The organism is Citrobacter sp. RHB35-C17 (genome assembly GCF_013816795.1).
In the GTDB taxonomy this organism is placed as follows: Bacteria; Pseudomonadota; Gammaproteobacteria; order Enterobacterales; family Enterobacteriaceae; genus Citrobacter_A; species Citrobacter_A amalonaticus.
Map to the genome: position 1 here is coordinate 1698168 of NZ_CP057150.1, position 16008 is coordinate 1714175.

General features: G+C 55.1%; 14 protein-coding genes, 1 tRNA gene and 1 pseudogene. 7 read left to right on the forward strand and 9 right to left on the reverse strand.

The annotated features are described in order from the left end of the window. The first annotated feature begins 65 nt into the window (after nt 1-65). Both macA and macB read left to right on the forward strand, forming a co-directional pair. Nucleotides 66-1178, forward strand: a complete 1113-nt coding sequence (gene macA / locus HVZ37_RS07985; RefSeq protein ID WP_102948068.1) for a macrolide transporter subunit MacA — start codon at nt 66-68, stop codon at nt 1176-1178. Beyond that, nucleotides 1175-3121 carry a macrolide ABC transporter ATP-binding protein/permease MacB gene (gene macB, locus HVZ37_RS07990; RefSeq protein WP_181628299.1) on the forward strand — a complete coding sequence of 649 codons (1947 nt, stop codon included), beginning with the start codon at nt 1175-1177 and terminating at the stop codon, nt 3119-3121. The genes macA and macB overlap by 4 nt, the downstream gene beginning before the upstream one ends. A 75-nt stretch (nt 3122-3196) precedes the next feature. Here macB and cspD read toward each other — a convergent pair whose 3' ends face one another. Next, on the reverse strand, nt 3197-3418 hold the full coding sequence (gene cspD, locus HVZ37_RS07995) for a cold shock-like protein CspD (RefSeq protein ID WP_042284847.1): 222 nt from the start codon (nt 3416-3418) through the stop codon (nt 3197-3199). A gap of 150 nt (nt 3419-3568) precedes the next feature. Here cspD and HVZ37_RS22990 point away from each other — a divergent pair, with 150 nt between their 5' ends. The 3 genes from HVZ37_RS22990 (at nt 3569) to clpA (ending at nt 6370) form a co-directional block, all read left to right on the forward strand. Next, nucleotides 3569-3643 carry a hypothetical protein gene (locus tag HVZ37_RS22990; protein WP_212807582.1) on the forward strand — a complete coding sequence of 25 codons (75 nt, stop codon included), beginning with the start codon at nt 3569-3571 and terminating at the stop codon, nt 3641-3643. Nucleotides 3644-3741: 98 nt separating this feature from the next. Then, entirely contained in the window at nt 3742-4062 is a 321-nt protein-coding gene (gene clpS / locus HVZ37_RS08000; protein ID WP_042320277.1) for an ATP-dependent Clp protease adapter ClpS, read from the forward strand. A 31-nt stretch (nt 4063-4093) separates the two neighbouring features. Next, nucleotides 4094-6370 (forward strand): ATP-dependent Clp protease ATP-binding subunit ClpA, encoded by a 2277-nt coding sequence (clpA, locus tag HVZ37_RS08005; protein WP_043001212.1) that lies wholly within the window; start codon nt 4094-4096, stop codon nt 6368-6370. A gap of 450 nt (nt 6371-6820) precedes the next feature. Here clpA and HVZ37_RS08010 read toward each other — a convergent pair. Together HVZ37_RS08010 and HVZ37_RS08015 are read right to left on the reverse strand one after the other, a co-directional pair. Continuing rightward, nucleotides 6821-6908 (reverse strand) — tRNA-Ser (locus tag HVZ37_RS08010). A 195-nt stretch (nt 6909-7103) separates the two neighbouring features. Beyond that, a complete protein-coding gene (locus HVZ37_RS08015) occupies nt 7104-7964 on the reverse strand; it encodes a pirin family protein (protein WP_181628300.1) in 861 nt (286 codons plus the stop codon). 106 nt (nt 7965-8070) lie between these two features. Here HVZ37_RS08015 and HVZ37_RS08020 point away from each other — a divergent pair, with 106 nt between their 5' ends. After that, the gene (locus HVZ37_RS08020) at nt 8071-8982 is read left to right on the forward strand and encodes a LysR family transcriptional regulator (protein WP_043001210.1); all 912 of its coding nucleotides are present in this window, start codon (nt 8071-8073) and stop codon (nt 8980-8982) included. 75 nt (nt 8983-9057) lie between these two features. On the opposite strand, the gene infA is transcribed toward HVZ37_RS08020, so the two are convergent. The 6 genes and pseudogenes from infA to trxB form a co-directional block, all read right to left on the reverse strand. Beyond that, nucleotides 9058-9276 carry a translation initiation factor IF-1 gene (gene infA, locus HVZ37_RS08025; RefSeq protein ID WP_001040187.1) on the reverse strand — a complete coding sequence of 73 codons (219 nt, stop codon included), beginning with the start codon at nt 9274-9276 and terminating at the stop codon, nt 9058-9060. Further along, nucleotides 9204-9571: pseudogene (locus HVZ37_RS08030) on the reverse strand (hypothetical protein). Before HVZ37_RS08030 ends, infA begins: the two are co-directional and overlap by 73 nt. Next, nucleotides 9572-10276 (reverse strand): leucyl/phenylalanyl-tRNA--protein transferase, encoded by a 705-nt coding sequence (gene aat / locus HVZ37_RS08035; RefSeq protein ID WP_044256350.1) that lies wholly within the window; start codon nt 10274-10276, stop codon nt 9572-9574. It lies immediately after the preceding pseudogene. Nucleotides 10277-10320: 44 nt separating this feature from the next. Next, the gene (gene cydC / locus HVZ37_RS08040) at nt 10321-12042 is read right to left on the reverse strand and encodes a cysteine/glutathione ABC transporter ATP-binding protein/permease CydC (protein ID WP_181628301.1); all 1722 of its coding nucleotides are present in this window, start codon (nt 12040-12042) and stop codon (nt 10321-10323) included. Beyond that, nucleotides 12042-13808: a cysteine/glutathione ABC transporter permease/ATP-binding protein CydD gene (gene cydD / locus HVZ37_RS08045; RefSeq protein ID WP_181628302.1), complete on the reverse strand. Its 1767-nt coding sequence runs from the start codon at nt 13806-13808 to the stop codon at nt 12042-12044. The genes cydC and cydD overlap by 1 nt, the downstream gene beginning before the upstream one ends. A 114-nt stretch (nt 13809-13922) precedes the next feature. Then, nucleotides 13923-14891, reverse strand: coding sequence for a thioredoxin-disulfide reductase (gene trxB, locus HVZ37_RS08050; protein WP_043001206.1), 969 nt, complete (start codon nt 14889-14891; stop codon nt 13923-13925). 546 nt (nt 14892-15437) lie between these two features. On the opposite strand from trxB, the gene lrp reads away from it, so the two are divergent. After that, a complete protein-coding gene (lrp, locus tag HVZ37_RS08055) occupies nt 15438-15932 on the forward strand; it encodes a leucine-responsive transcriptional regulator Lrp (protein WP_000228469.1) in 495 nt (164 codons plus the stop codon). Nucleotides 15933-16008: the final 76 nt, after the last annotated feature.

Consider the following 16008-nt stretch of genomic DNA (forward strand, 5'->3'; position numbering starts at 1 on the left):
GCTTGCGGTTTGTTTAGATACTGTTGAATTTCAGCTGAAAACTTACCATCAGGATCGCTATGGGTATTAAGGGAAATAAAATTAAAAAGCGCTATCTGTTGCTTATTTTCATTCTCATCCTGGGGGCATTTGCCCTTTGGCGGACGCTTAATGCGCCGGTGCCAAATTATCAGACGCTGATTGTGCGGCCGGGAGATTTGCAGCAGAGTGTACTGGCAACCGGCAAACTCGACGCCTTACGTAAAGTTGACGTGGGCGCGCAGGTGAGTGGTCAGCTCAAAACGCTGTCGGTAGCGATTGGCGATAAGGTGAAGAAAGACCAGTTGCTGGGCGTTATCGACCCCGAACAGGCGGAAAACCAGATCAAAGAGGTGGAAGCGACGCTGATGGAGCTTCGCGCTCAACGCCAGCAGGCTGAAGCCGAGTGGAAGCTGGCGCGGGTGACGCTCGCCCGCCAGCAACAGCTGGCAAAAACTCAGGCTGTGTCGCAACAGGATCTGGACACCGCCGCGACGGAGATGGCGGTGAAACAGGCACAAATCGGCACCATTGATGCGCAGATCAAACGCAATCAGGCATCTCTGGATACCGCGAAGACCAACCTCGACTACACCCGCATCGTTGCGCCGATGGCCGGTGAAGTCACGCAGATCACCACCCTACAGGGGCAGACGGTGATTGCCGCGCAGCAGGCGCCGAACATTCTGACACTGGCGGACATGAGTACGATGTTGGTGAAAGCACAGGTTTCTGAAGCTGATGTGATTCACCTTAAACCGGGGCAGAAAGCCTGGTTCACCGTGCTGGGCGATCCGCAGACCCGCTACGAAGGGACGCTGAAAGATGTGCTGCCGACGCCGGAAAAAGTGAATGATGCCATTTTCTATTACGCCCGATTTGAAGTGCCCAACCCCAAAGGTATTCTGCGCCTGGAGATGACCGCACAGGTCCATATTCAGCTAACGGATGTGAAAAACGTTCTGACGATCCCGCTTTCCGCGCTGGGCGATCCGGTCGGGGATAATCGCTACAAGGTGACCCTGTTGCGTAACGGTGAAACTCGTGAACGCGAAGTGTCAATTGGCGCGCGCAATGACACCGACGTGGAGATTGTAAAAGGGCTGGAAGCCGGTGATGAAGTGGTGACGGGCGAGGGCAAACCAGGAGTCGCGCAATGACGGCATTGCTTGAACTGAGCAATATTCGCCGCAGTTATCCCTCGGGAGAAGAGCAGGTGGAGGTGCTGAAAGGCATCACGCTACAGATCAATGCCGGGGAGATGGTCGCGATCGTCGGGGCGTCTGGCTCCGGCAAATCCACGCTGATGAACATTCTGGGATGTCTCGATAAACCCACCAGCGGCACCTACCGGGTCGCGGGACGTGATGTCTCAACGCTGGACCGCGATGCGCTGGCGCAACTGCGTCGGGAGCATTTCGGTTTTATTTTCCAGCGCTACCATTTGCTGTCACATCTGACGGCAGCGCAAAACGTCGAAGTCCCCGCCGTTTACGCCGGTACGGAAAGGAAACAGCGTCTGGCGCGCGCGCAGGAGCTGCTCCAGCGGCTTGGTCTGGGCGATCGCGTTGATTATCAACCCTCGCAGCTTTCCGGCGGTCAGCAGCAGCGCGTGAGTATTGCCCGCGCGCTGATGAACGGCGGACAGGTGATCCTCGCCGATGAACCCACCGGTGCGCTCGACAGCCGTTCCGGTGAAGAGGTGATGGCAATTCTGCACCAGCTGCGCGATCGCGGGCATACGGTCATTATCGTCACCCACGACCCCCAGGTTGCCGCCCAGGCAGAGCGGGTGATTGAGATCCATGACGGCGAAATTGTGCTCAATCCGCCCGCAAAGCACGCCGCGCAGGGGCAGGGCATTCAGGAACCGACGGTGAAAACGGCGTCCGGCTGGAGCCAGTTTGTCAGCGGGTTTCGCGAGGCGCTGACAATGGCGTGGCTGGCGATGGCGGCCAACAAAATGCGCACGCTGCTGACGATGCTCGGGATCATCATCGGTATCGCGTCGGTGGTGTCGATTGTGGTGGTTGGCGACGCAGCGAAACAGCTGGTGCTGGCGGACATCCGCGCCATCGGGACCAACACCATTGATATCTACCCCGGCAAAGATTTTGGCGACGACGATCCACAATATCAGCAGGCGCTGAAATACGACGATCTTGCGGCGATCCAAAAACAACCCTGGGTGACTTCTGCGACGCCCGCCGTGTCGCAGAACCTGCGCTTACGCTATGGCAATATCGACGTCGCCGCCAGCGCGAACGGGGTCAGCGGCGACTATTTTAACGTTTATGGCATGACGTTCAGCGAAGGGACAACGTTCAACCGCGAACAGCTTAACGGCCGTGCGCAGGTGGTGGTGCTCGACAGCAACACCCGACGTCAGTTGTTCCCGCATAAGGCGAACGTGGTGGGCGAGGTGATCCTCGTGGGCAACATGCCTGCGACGGTCATTGGCGTGGCGGAAGAGAAGCAGTCGATGTTTGGCAGCAGCAAAATCCTGCGCGTCTGGTTACCATACAGCACGATGTCCGGGCGCGTTATGGGGCAGTCGTGGCTGAACTCGATCACCGTACGAGTGAAGGAAGGCTTCGACAGCGCACAGGCCGAACAGCAACTCACCCGACTGCTGACGCTGCGTCATGGCAAAAAGGATTTCTTCACCTGGAATATGGACGGTGTCTTGAAAACCGCCGAAAAGACCACACGTACTCTTCAGTTATTCCTGACGCTGGTGGCGGTGATTTCGCTGGTAGTTGGCGGGATCGGCGTGATGAACATTATGCTGGTGTCGGTCACAGAGCGTACGCGGGAGATCGGCATCCGGATGGCGGTTGGCGCGCGCGCCAGTGATGTGCTGCAGCAGTTTCTGATTGAAGCGGTGCTGGTTTGTCTGGTGGGTGGCGCGCTGGGTATCAGCCTGTCGATGCTGATTGCCTTCACGCTGCAACTGTTTCTGCCCGGTTGGGAGATTGGTTTCTCGCCGGTCGCGCTGCTGACGGCATTTTTGTGCTCTACCTTTACTGGCGTCCTGTTTGGCTGGTTACCGGCGCGCAACGCGGCGCGACTGGATCCGGTCGATGCGTTAGCGCGAGAGTAACGTCCCGGGAAATAAAAATGCCAGCCGATCGGGCTGGCATTTTACCTGCGGGATGTACACAATGAGACAGAAGAGCTATGCAACAGCTTCTGCTTCGATAGGCACGATGACACTGGCGTGATTGCCTTTTGGCCCCTGGTGAACATCAAACTGGACAGACTGTCCGGCTTTTAGCGTTCTGTAACCATCCATCTGAATGGTGGAATAGTGAGCGAAAATATCTTCGCCGCCGCCTTCAGGGCAGATGAACCCAAACCCTTTGGCATTGTTGAACCACTTAACAGTACCCGTTTCCATGCTTCGACATCCTTCGTAAATCTTATATAAGTAAGATGGAATGAACCGGTGGTGGAGTGGGGGTTGTTCAAAACCTCGCCAACTCTCGAAATTACAATTTAGAGAAATCAGGCGGGGCGTCAAGCGTCTGACGGGGGTCGGTGGGTAAAAATGAATCAAAAATTTGAAGCAGTTAACGCTATTGGCGGGAATGTGACAGATGTCGCGGATGCCAGTGATAGATGATAGTTATCTATTAATTGAGGTAGATTGATTGTGCACATCCGCTCTTGTCAGCGGCAGACTGTTCTGCCGGTAACCGTAACTGAAGATGACGACTGACAATGGGTAAGACGAACGACTGGCTGGATTTCGACCAGCTGGCGGCTGATAAAGTGCGTGACGCGCTAAAACCGCCATCTATGTATAAAGTGATATTAGTCAATGATGATTACACTCCGATGGAGTTTGTTATTGACGTGTTACAAAAATTCTTTTCTTATGATGTAGAACGTGCAACGCAACTGATGCTTGCGGTTCACTATCACGGTAAAGCCATCTGCGGCGTTTTCACCGCAGAGGTCGCGGAGACCAAAGTGGCGATGGTGAACACGTATGCGAGGGAGAACGAGCACCCGTTGCTGTGTACGCTGGAAAAAGCCTGAATGCAGGCATAAAAATTGGGGGGAGGTGCCTATGCTCAATCAAGAACTGGAACTCAGTTTAAATATGGCTTTCGCCAGAGCGCGCGAGCACCGTCATGAGTTTATGACCGTCGAGCACTTGTTACTGGCGCTGCTCAGTAACCCATCGGCCCGCGAAGCGCTGGAAGCGTGTTCCGTGGACCTCGTGGCGCTCCGTCAGGAACTCGAAGCCTTCATTGAACAAACCACACCCGTATTGCCTGCCAGCGAAGAAGAACGCGACACGCAGCCGACGCTGAGCTTTCAGCGCGTACTGCAACGTGCGGTCTTCCACGTTCAGTCCTCCGGGCGCAGTGAAGTGACTGGCGCGAACGTGCTGGTCGCCATCTTTAGCGAACAGGAATCTCAGGCTGCTTACCTGCTGCGTAAACATGAGGTCAGCCGTCTTGATGTGGTCAACTTTATTTCTCACGGTACGCGCAAAGATGAGCCGAGTCAGTCGTCTGATCCTGGCAGTCAGCCCAATACCGACGAGCAAGCTGGCGGGGAGGAACGTATGGAGAACTTCACGACTAACCTTAACCAGCTTGCCCGGGTTGGCGGTATTGACCCGCTGATCGGCCGTGACAAAGAACTGGAGCGCGCCATTCAGGTACTGTGCCGTCGGCGTAAAAATAACCCGCTGCTGGTGGGGGAATCTGGCGTCGGGAAGACGGCGATAGCCGAAGGCCTGGCCTGGCGTATCGTGCAGGGCGACGTGCCGGAAGTGATGGCCGATTGCACCATCTACTCGCTGGATATCGGTTCGCTGCTGGCGGGCACCAAATACCGCGGTGACTTTGAAAAACGCTTTAAAGCGCTGCTGAAACAGCTGGAGCAGGATAGCAACAGCATTCTGTTTATCGACGAGATCCACACTATCATCGGGGCCGGTGCGGCGTCGGGTGGTCAGGTGGATGCGGCAAACCTGATTAAACCGCTGCTTTCCGGCGGTAAGATCCGCGTGATCGGCTCCACAACCTATCAGGAGTTCAGCAATATTTTCGAGAAAGACCGTGCGTTAGCCCGTCGCTTCCAGAAAATTGATATTACTGAACCGTCGGTAGAAGAGACCGTACAGATCATCAATGGCCTGAAACCGAAGTATGAAGCGCACCATGATGTCCGTTACACCGCGAAAGCGGTACGTGCGGCGGTTGAACTGGCGGTGAAATACATCAACGACCGTCATCTGCCGGATAAAGCGATTGACGTCATTGATGAAGCGGGTGCGCGTGCGCGCCTGATGCCGGTCAGCAAGCGTAAGAAAACCGTCAACGTGGCGGATATCGAGTCCGTTGTGGCGCGTATTGCGCGTATCCCGGAGAAGAGCGTGTCGCAAAGCGATCGTGATACGCTGAAAAACCTTGGCGACCGTCTGAAAATGCTGGTCTTTGGGCAGGATAAAGCCATTGAGGCGCTGACCGAAGCCATCAAGATGAGCCGTGCGGGCCTGGGACACGAGCATAAGCCTGTCGGTTCCTTCCTGTTTGCCGGTCCGACCGGGGTCGGGAAAACCGAGGTAACAGTGCAGCTTTCTAAAGCGCTGGGAATTGAATTGCTGCGTTTTGACATGTCCGAGTATATGGAACGTCATACGGTCAGCCGCCTGATTGGCGCGCCTCCGGGATACGTTGGTTTCGATCAGGGCGGTTTGCTGACGGATGCGGTCATCAAGCATCCTCATGCGGTACTGCTGCTCGATGAAATCGAAAAAGCGCACCCGGATGTCTTTAACCTGCTGCTGCAGGTGATGGACAACGGCACGCTGACGGATAACAACGGGCGTAAAGCCGATTTCCGCAACGTGGTGCTGGTGATGACGACTAACGCCGGTGTCCGTGAAACGGAGCGTAAATCGATTGGCCTGATTCATCAGGACAACAGCACTGACGCGATGAGCGAAATCAAGAAAGTGTTCACGCCGGAGTTCCGTAACCGTCTCGACAATATTATCTGGTTCGAGCACCTGTCTACTGAGGTGATCCACCAGGTTGTCGATAAGTTCATCGTCGAGCTGCAGGTTCAACTGGATCAGAAAGGTGTCTCCCTGGAAGTCAGCCAGGAAGCGCGTAACTGGCTGGCTGAGAAAGGCTACGACCGGGCAATGGGCGCACGTCCAATGGCGCGCGTGATTCAGGATAACCTGAAAAAACCATTGGCGAACGAGTTGCTGTTTGGTTCTCTGGTGGATGGCGGGCAGGTGACCGTGGCACTGGATAAAGAGAAAAATGAGCTGACCTATGGTTTCCAGAGTGCCCAGAAGCACAAACCGGAAGCCGCGCATTAATCTCACCTCTCTATAACTGGTTGATAGACCGGGCCGTGTGCCCGGTTTTTTTTATGCAAAAAAAAGCCCGTACTTGCGTACGCGCTCATTCTCGAATATGGCGGTGAGGGGGGGATTGACTCGCTTCGCTCGCCCTGCGGGCGTCATGGCCTGCGGCCATTCCGTCCAACGGGCTGTGCCCGTTGTCGACCCCCGGTCGGGGATTCTCATCCCCCCTATTGGGGAACATAAAAGAAAAGAGCCGATACATAAGTACCGGCTCTTTTCTGAAATATGGCGGTGAGGGGGGGATTGACTCGCTTCGCTCGCCCTGCGGGCGTCATGGCCTGCGGCCATTCCGTCCAACGGGCTGTGCCCGTTGTCGACCCCCGGTCGGGGATTCTCATCCCCCCTATTGGGGAACATAAAAGAAAAGAGCCGATACATAAGTACCGGCTCTTTTCTGAAATATGGCGGTGAGGGGGGGATTCGAACCCCCGATACGTTGCCGTATACACACTTTCCAGGCGTGCTCCTTCAGCCACTCGGACACCTCACCATATTGTATTGCTGCCTGACCACTTGGGGGGCAACGGGGCGCTACTATAGGGAGTTGCACTAAAACGGTCAAGCAGTATTTACGCTTTACTTCTCGTTTGGTTACGCATTGTACATCTTCCCCAACGTAAGCCGTCGGGGAAGCGATTTAGCGTTGTGAATCCACTTTTCGCGGCTCTTCACGACCTTCTCACGCTCAGAGTTGACCAAAGCGGCTCGCGTTAAAATCGCGAACGGCTTCTGCGATTTCTTGTCTGGTATTCATGACAAACGGACCGTAGCCGACGATCGGTTCATTCAGCGGCTCCCCCGACAGTAACAACACGCTGGCATCGTGGGTGGCTTCCAGATGCAGTGCGTCCCCTTGCTGGCTTAATACCACCAGTTGCGCCTCGCTTGCTGTTGTCGATCCATTTACCGTGATTGAGCCTTTCAGGACGACCAGCGCGGTACTCCACCCTTCAGGCTGCGAAAGCGTCACCGGGCGCGCCTGTTGTAACCGCATATCCCAGACGTTCAGCGGCGAGAACGTGTGTGCCGGACCGGTCGTCTGCTGATACTGACCGGCAATAATTCGCGCTGTCCCGGCATTGTCCGGCAGCTCAACGGTTGGGATGTAATCCTGGGTGATGCTCTGATAACCCGGCGCCGTCATTTTGTCTTTTGCTGGCAGGTTCACCCACAGTTGCACCATCTCCAGTTCTCCTCCCTTGTGGGTGAAGGCTTCAGAGTGAAATTCTTCATGCAGAATGCCCGCACCCGCGGTCATCCATTGCACGTCGCCGGGGCCGATAATGCCGCCTCGACCGGTTGAGTCGCGATGCTCAACCTCACCGCGGTATACAATTGTCACCGTTTCAAAACCACGGTGGGGATGTTCACCCACGCCGCGCTTTTCCGTTCCCGGCGCGAAGGTATGGGGACCGGCATAGTCAAGCAGCAAAAATGGGCTCAACTGTTCTGCGTGGGACTGGTACGAAAACAGTGAACGAACCGGAAATCCATCGCCAACCCAGTGCGGACGAGGTGCGGTATAGACGCCTGTAACCTTTTTCATCATTCTCTCCTCAATGGCTTGTTACGTTATGAATAAGCTTATATTCATGACAGCGAGGTGAGTAGTGGCTAAAATGGATTTCATCGTTCTGAAAATGGAACAATAAATGGTAAAGCCAGATCTCAATGATTTTGCGTGGTTTGTTCATGTCGTGGAGCAGGGCGGGTTTGCTGCTGCAGGTCGTGCACTCGATGAACCGAAATCAAAGCTCAGCCGGCGCATTGCACAACTGGAAGAGCAACTGGGGGTGCGGCTCATCCAGCGGACGACACGGCAGTTTAACGTCACGGAAGTGGGACAAACGTTCTATGAGCACTGTAAAGCCATGCTGGTAGAAGCACAGGCAGCGCAGGATGCGATTGCCGCATTGCAGGTTGAGCCTCGGGGCGTGGTGAAGCTAACGTGTCCGGTGACGCTGCTTCATGTCCACGTGGGGCCAATGCTGGCGAAATTTATGGCGCGTTACCCCGACGTAACGTTGCAACTCGAAGCCACGAACCGTCGCGTTGATGTAGTAGGGGAAGGCGTTGATATTGCGATCAGAGTGCGTCCGCGCCCGATTGAGGACAGCGATCTGGTGATGCGGGTGCTTGCCGACCGCGCCCATCGGTTGTTTGCCAGCCCGGCGCTGATCGCACGCATGGGTACCCCTACGGCGCCGTCGGAATTAAGCTGTTGGCCCGGACTGAGTCTCTCGGCAGGCAAACATATTCATCGCTGGGAACTGTATGGTCCACAAGGGGCCAGAGCGGAAGTGCACTTTACCCCGCGATTTATCACGACCGACATGCTGGCATTGCGCGAGGCGGCCATCGCCGGCGTCGGTGCCGTGCAACTTCCCATCTTAATGGCGAAAGAACAGCTTGCGGCGGGGGAACTGGTTGCGTTACTGGAAGGTTGGGAACCACGAAGAGAGGTCATTCACGCGGTTTTCCCTTCACGCAGGGGATTACTGCCATCGGTCAGAGCGCTGGTGGATTTTCTGACGGATGAGTATGCGCGAATGGCGGAGGAGTAGGGGATTTTCATGCAACAAAAAAGGCCGGCTTAACCGACCTTTTATCATCTGGACGCCATTCGGGCGTGAAAACAATCAGCGACTACGGAAGACAATGCGGCCTTTGCTCAGGTCGTACGGGGTCAGCTCAACAGTCACTTTGTCGCCCGTCAGGATGCGGATGTAGTTTTTACGCATTTTACCGGAGATGTGTGCAGTAACCACGTGACCGTTTTCTAACTCTACGCGGAACATGGTATTAGGTAACGTTTCGAGAACGGTACCCTGCATTTCAATATTGTCTTCTTTGGCCATCTAATCCTCTGGGGTATCACTACCGTAATTTGAACCGGCAAGATAATGCCGAAGTTCTTTTAATAAGTAAAGATTTGCACGTTTAAAACGCAGCAAACAAAATTTGGCGCATTACTCCGATTCGCTTCAAAAACACACGACAAAGCCGCACGTGAAGCGCAACGTATAAGGGAGCGATGAGATAAACGATGGCGTTACCTGACGCGAACGGATCCTTAACGGCAGCGGGGTAATGGGCTAAACCAACTCTGCGACCGCAATTATAACACCCTGATAAAAAATGTGCCGAAAACATTCACCCCTGGGGCAAAAATAACGTGCGAGGGACCCAAAAATCGCGAGGTAAACGTTGCTGGCGTAATGCATCGAGGTGTTCCAGATACACCCGACGCGGAATTTCGACCGCGCCTAACGATTCGGTATGACTATTGAGCACCTGACAATCCATTAATTTACCGCCTTGCCGAACAAATTCTGCGCAAAAAACCAGCAGTGCGGTTTTTGACGCATTCTCTTGTCGGCTGAACATCGATTCGCCGCAAAACAGCGCCCCCTGGGAAACGCCATACATCCCGCCAACCAGCGTATTTTCACGCCAGACCTCAATGGAATGCGCATGTCCCAGTTCGTGCAGTCGATGATAGGCCTCCACCACGCCCTGGGTGATCCATGTCCCTTCATCGCGATCGTTGGCGCACCCTTCGATGACCTGGCCAAACGCATAATTCAGTGTGACGCGATACGGAGAACGCTTATGAAAGCGCTTCATGCTGCGGCTGACATGAAACGCGTCAGGCCACAGAATGGCGCGGGGATCCGGTGACCACCAAAGAATAGGGTCGCCAGGCGAAAACCACGGAAAAATACCGCGTTGATAGGCCATCAGCAGGCGCGCAGGGCTGAGATCGCCTCCAAGCGCCAGCAGGCCGTTTGGCTCGCGTAAAGCGCCCTCCGGCGAAGGGAAGGCGATAGAGTGTCGGGAAAGCTGAACCAGGCGCATGACAGCAGAACTCCAGTACGCGAGTCGGATCGTTCAATAATAGCTTACAGACCTTGCTTAAACTGGTAATAACGACCCTGCTGCGCTAACAGATCTGCGTGATTACCTTGCTCAATAATTTGGCCGTTGTCCATCACTATTATTTGATCAAAACGCGCGAGCCCGCGCAGGCGATGCGTCACCATCAGTAACGTTTTATCGCGCATCACCTCTGCCAGCAATTCAAGCATTTGGCTTTCGGTCGTCGCATCCAGGCCTTCCGTCGGTTCATCAAGCAGCATCAGCGGCGCATCGTGCAAAAGCGCACGGGCGATCGCCAAACGACGCAGTTCGCCACCGGATAGCTGACGACCGCCTTCGCCCAGCCAACTGTTGAGGCCAGCATCGTCCAGGAGTTTCTCCAGCCCGACGCGGCGCAGCGTGTCTGTCAGCTGGTCGTCACTGGCGTCAGGCGCCGCAAGCAGCAGGTTGTCGCGCAGGGTGGCGCTGAATAAGTGCACGCGCTGCGGCACAACGCTGATGGTCTTGCGCAGCGTCGCTTCATTCAGGGTTGCAATCGAACAACCGTTGAGCAGGATCTCGCCCTGCTGCGGATCCCACGCGCGCGTGAGCAGTTGGAGTAATGTCGATTTACCGCACCCGGTGCGCCCAAGAATGGCGATATGCTCGCCTGGATTCACCTGCAGGGAGAGCGAATCCAGCGCCTTTTGCGCCTGTTCGGGGTAGCTGAATGAAACGTCACGCAGCGTCAGAGTGACCTGATCCGGGACGTCGGATACGTCAGTCGGGAAAGTGACTTCCGGCTTCTGTTCGGTCAGTTCGGTGATCCGCATGGCGGAGGCGATGACCTGTCCCAGATGCTGGAATGCGCCGGTAACCGGAGCCAGCGCTTCAAATGCTGCCAGCGCGCAAAAGACAAACAGGGCAATCAGCGCGCCAGGCTGAGCGTTATCCCCTACGCCGCCTGCCGACATCCACAACATCAGCAAAATGGCAATGGCACCGATGAGCAACATCAGCGCCTGTGACAGTGCCGTCAGTTCAGACTGGCGGCGCTGCGCTTCGTGCCACTGTAACTCGGTGGCCTCCATCTGTGCGCGGTAGCGGTCGCTGGCGCCGAAAATGGTCAGTTCAGCCTGACCCTGTAACCATGAGGTCAACTGCTGGCGATACTGTCCGCGCAGGTGCGTCAGGTTTTGTCCGGTGGTTTTCCCGGCGCGATAAAACACCGGCGGCATAATAAACAGCGTCAGCAGCATCACGCCGCCGAGGGTGCAGGCGAGGGTGACATCCAGCACGCTCAGACCGATCGTCACAACCATAATCACCACGAAGGCTCCCACCAGGGGGGAGATGATGCGCAGGTAGAGGTGATCCAGCGTATCCACATCCGCCACAATGCGGTTCAACAGTTCACCCTGACGATAACGAGCCAGCCCGGCAGGGGAGAGCGGCAGCAGCTTGCTAAAGGTGTGAATACGTAAATGTTGCAGCACGCGGAAGGTGGCATCATGGCTGACCAGCCGCTCAAAATAGCGTCCGGCAGTCCGGGTAATAGCCGCACCGCGCACGCCTGCGGCAGGCAGCATATAGTTAAAACTGTAGATACCGGCAAAGCCCGCGACGGCTGACGCAGAGAGGAACCAGCCGGACAGCGTCAGCAGGCCAATGCTGGCGAGCAGGGTGATGATCGCCAGCACGATGCCCAGCGTTAACATCCATTTGTGACGTTTATAGAGCGTCAGATAAGGCAGTAGCGCGCGCATTAGATTTCCTCCTGACGATGGGCCAACAGCGTCGCAAATGCGCCATTGGCGGTACTCAGTTCGGCCCAGGAGCCCTGTTCGATAATCTGTCCGTCCTGCATCACCCAAATCGTGTCCCAGTCAGCCAGATCTTCAAGCTGGTGCGTGACCATCAGGGTGGTCTGGCGTTTTGAGGCGGCTTTCAGCGCCTGCATGACCCGCTGTTCGCTATGGGCATCCAGGCTGGCAGCCGGCTCATCCAGCAGCAGCAACTTGCAGGGATTAAGGAGCGCACGAGCTACTGCCACGCGTTGCGCCTGACCAACGGACAGACGTCCGGCCTGATCGCCAACGGGCGTATTCACGCCCTGTGGTAACAGCGGCAGGAATTCACTGACCCAGGCGCTGTCGAGCGCGGCACGCAACTCTTGCTCACTGGCATTCGGGCGAGCCAGAAGAACGTTTTCCCGTATCGTCGCCGCGGGCAACTGCGGGTTTTGCCCCACCCAGGAGAGATGCTTACGCCAGGACTCTGGCGACAAATCGCGAAGTTCCACCCCGTTAATGCGCAGCGATCCCTGATAAGAGAGGAAGCCGGAAAGCCCATTCAGCAGAGAACTCTTACCCGAACCGCTGCGACCGACCAGCACGACACGCTGCCCGGCAGCGAGGGAGAAGTTCAGTGGTCCCGCCAGGGTCTTACCTTCTGGCGATGTAATGATGAGATCGACGGCGTCAATGGAAACAGGTTCTTGCGTGGATAGTTCCACATCACCTTGTTCAGGATGGGCGAGCGGCGTTTCCATAAAAGTCTTCAGGCTGTCTGCCGCGCCAACCGCCTGTGCTTTAGCGTGATAAAACGTCCCCAAATCGCGCAGCGGCTGGAAAAACTCAGGGGCCAGAATAAGGGCGAGGAAGCCTGCTGCCAGCGTGACGCCCGTGCCGTAGTGGCCGAAATTAAGTTCGCCGAGGTAGGAAAAACCAAAGTAAACCGCGACCAGCGCAATGGAAAGCGAGGTAAAAAACTCCAGTACGCCCGAGGATAAAAAGGCAAGGCGCAAGACTTCCATCGTACGCTGGCGGAAATCTTGCGAGGCGACGCGAATGCTTTCGGTTTCAGCTTCACCACGGCCAAAAATGCGCAGGGTCTCCATTCCGCGTAAGCGATCGAGGAAATGTCCGCTCAGACGCGCCAGTGCGAGGAAATTACGCCGGTTAGCATCAGCAGCGCCCATACCGACCATCGCCATGAACAGAGGGATCAGCGGCGCGGTGCCGAGAAGGATCAACGCGGCGGCCCAGTTTGACGGAAAAATAGCCGCGACAATCAGGATGGGCACACACACCGCCAGCGCCATCTGCGGCAGATAACGAGCGTAGTAGTCGTGCATATCGTCAATCTGTTCCAGCACCAGCGTGGCCCAGCTTCCTGCGGGTTTTCCCTGGATCCACGCCGGACCGGCCTGTTGCAGGCGGTCGAGCACCTGGCGGCGGATCTCAAACCGGATGTGTTGGCCCGCATGGAATCCGACGCGTTCGCGTAACCAGACGACCCAGGCACGGAGGATAAAGATCAGCACCAGCACGACAAATGGCAACAGCAACGCCTCGCGCGGGATATTTTCCATGATCATATGTTGCAGAATGCGAGCCATGATCCAGGCCTGAGCGACAATCAGTACGCCACTCACAAACCCCAGCAGACGGGAAATCATAAGCCAGCGTTGGGAAATGACACTTTGCTGTTTTAACCAGCGGGTTAGCTCTTGTTGACGAGTTTTATTCATTGCGCGCTTTGCAGGTGAGTTATCAGAATTTTTTGCCAGGGCAATGTTACAACGGGGCAAAAATAAAGGCGACCTATAGTCGCCTTATTTACTTTTGTTGCTGATTTGTAAAAACTATTTGCACGCGTCGGCTAAACCGTCGAGGTAGCGTTCAGCATCCAGCGCAGCCATACAACCGGTGCCTGCGGAGGTGATAGCCTGACGGTAAATGTGGTCCATCACGTCGCCCGCAGCAAAGACGCCCGGGATGCTGGTCTGGGTCGCGTTACCGTGACTCCCGGACTGCACTTTAATGTAGCCGTTTTCCAGTTCAAGCTGTCCTTCGAAAATCGCCGTGTTCGGGCTGTGGCCGATGGCAACAAACAGCCCTGCGACATCCAGCGACTCAATGTTGTCCGCATTCTGCGTATCACGCAGGCGCAGACCCGTGACGCCCATCTGATCGCCGGTCACTTCTTCCAGCGTGCGGTGGGTGTGCAACACGATGTTGCCGTTCTCCACTTTGTCCATCAGACGCTTAATCAGAATTTTTTCCGCGCGGAAGCCGTCACGACGGTGAATCAGGTGAACTTCAGAGGCGATGTTTGCCAGATACAGCGCTTCTTCGACGGCTGTGTTACCGCCACCGATAACCGCGACTTTCTGGTTACGATAGAAAAAACCGTCGCAGGTAGCGCAGGCAGAAACGCCACGGCCTTTGAATGCCTCTTCTGACGGCAGACCGAGATAACGAGCGGACGCACCGGTAGCGATGATTAGCGCATCACAGGTGTACTCTGCACTGTCACCGATCAGACGGAACGGACGGTTTTGCAGGTCCACTTTATTGATGTGATCGAAGATGATCTCGGTTTCAAACTTAGTCGCATGCTCGTGCATACGTTCCATCAGCAGTGGTCCGGTCAGATCATTCGGATCGCCCGGCCAGTTTTCCACTTCTGTGGTGGTGGTCAGTTGGCCGCCTTTTTCCATACCGGTAATCAGTACCGGCTGCAGGTTTGCGCGCGCAGCATAGACCGCTGCGGTATATCCCGCCGGGCCGGAACCCAGGATAAGCAGTTTACTGTGTTTGGTCGTGCCCATGAGATCCTCATTGTTGTTGGCAGGCAATGGGCTGGATTGTAGGGAATTTGACGGCGTAAAAAAAGGGTATAGCGATTTTGTTAACAATTTGTGGAATAGACGAGGCCAATGAGTGAACAAATCTGCCGTCACGCCATAACGAATTCTACTTAAAATCCCTCAGTTATAAGGTGATAAAATGATGAATCATCTTAACGCCTAATGAATAACTGGCATGTTGTACTAAAAATCGATGTTTTGCTTTGACAATCACCTGCTGTTTTGCGAAAACATTCGAGGAAGAAAAAAACAGTGTTGTGTGTGTGCCGCATAATCATGCATATAAATACCATGTTTACCGGGCTAGCGAAATCTACGCATGGTGTGGACAGACGCCATTCGTGATGTCGATAGCTGCCGTCAGGCAACGGTCTTCTCACTATAGACCCAGGCATTGCGCGCCGCTAATCCTCTTGGGTTCGGTCTATTGTGATGGGCATCGACTCTCGACAATGATGTTTGATGAGTCAGGCAGGAGTAGGGAAGGAATACAGAGAGACAATAATAATGGTAGATAGCAAGAAGCGCCCTGGCAAAGATCTCGACCGTATTGATCGTAACATTCTTAATGAGCTGCAAAAGGATGGGCGTATTTCTAACGTCGAGCTTTCTAAACGAGTGGGACTTTCCCCGACGCCCTGCCTTGAGCGTGTGCGTCGTCTGGAAAGACAGGGTTTCATTCAGGGCTATACAGCGCTGTTAAACCCGCATTATCTGGATGCATCACTTCTGGTATTTGTTGAGATTACTCTGAATCGTGGCGCTCCGGATGTGTTTGAACAATTCAACGCCGCAGTACAAAAACTTGAAGAAATTCAAGAGTGTCATTTGGTGTCTGGCGATTTCGACTACCTGTTGAAAACACGTGTGCCGGACATGTCAGCTTACCGTAAGCTGCTGGGGGAAACCCTGCTGCGTCTGCCTGGCGTCAATGACACCCGTACTTACGTGGTAATGGAAGAAGTCAAACAGAGTAATCGTCTGGTTATTAAGACGCGCTAATACGGAACAGGTGCAAAATCGGCGTATTTTGATTACACTCCTGTTAATCCATACAGCAACAGTGCCGGGGTAACCC

Bases quoted from the DNA above. Each gene is read 5' to 3' on its own strand.
- macB (WP_181628299.1), top strand. From the start codon at position 1,175: ATGACGGCATTGCTTGAACTGAGCAATATTCGCCGCAGTTATCCCTCG.
- cspD (WP_042284847.1), bottom strand. From the start codon at position 3,418: ATGGAAACGGGTACTGTTAAGTGGTTCAACAATGCCAAAGGGTTTGGG.
- clpS (WP_042320277.1), top strand. From the start codon at position 3,742: ATGGGTAAGACGAACGACTGGCTGGATTTCGACCAGCTGGCGGCTGAT.
- clpA (WP_043001212.1), top strand. From the start codon at position 4,094: ATGCTCAATCAAGAACTGGAACTCAGTTTAAATATGGCTTTCGCCAGA.
- HVZ37_RS08015 (WP_181628300.1), bottom strand. From the start codon at position 7,964: ATGAAAAAGGTTACAGGCGTCTATACCGCACCTCGTCCGCACTGGGTT.
- HVZ37_RS08020 (WP_043001210.1), top strand. From the start codon at position 8,071: ATGGTAAAGCCAGATCTCAATGATTTTGCGTGGTTTGTTCATGTCGTG.
- infA (WP_001040187.1), bottom strand. From the start codon at position 9,276: ATGGCCAAAGAAGACAATATTGAAATGCAGGGTACCGTTCTCGAAACG.
- aat (WP_044256350.1), bottom strand. From the start codon at position 10,276: ATGCGCCTGGTTCAGCTTTCCCGACACTCTATCGCCTTCCCTTCGCCG.
- cydC (WP_181628301.1), bottom strand. From the start codon at position 12,042: ATGCGCGCGCTACTGCCTTATCTGACGCTCTATAAACGTCACAAATGG.
- cydD (WP_181628302.1), bottom strand. From the start codon at position 13,808: ATGAATAAAACTCGTCAACAAGAGCTAACCCGCTGGTTAAAACAGCAA.
- trxB (WP_043001206.1), bottom strand. From the start codon at position 14,891: ATGGGCACGACCAAACACAGTAAACTGCTTATCCTGGGTTCCGGCCCG.
- lrp (WP_000228469.1), top strand. From the start codon at position 15,438: ATGGTAGATAGCAAGAAGCGCCCTGGCAAAGATCTCGACCGTATTGAT.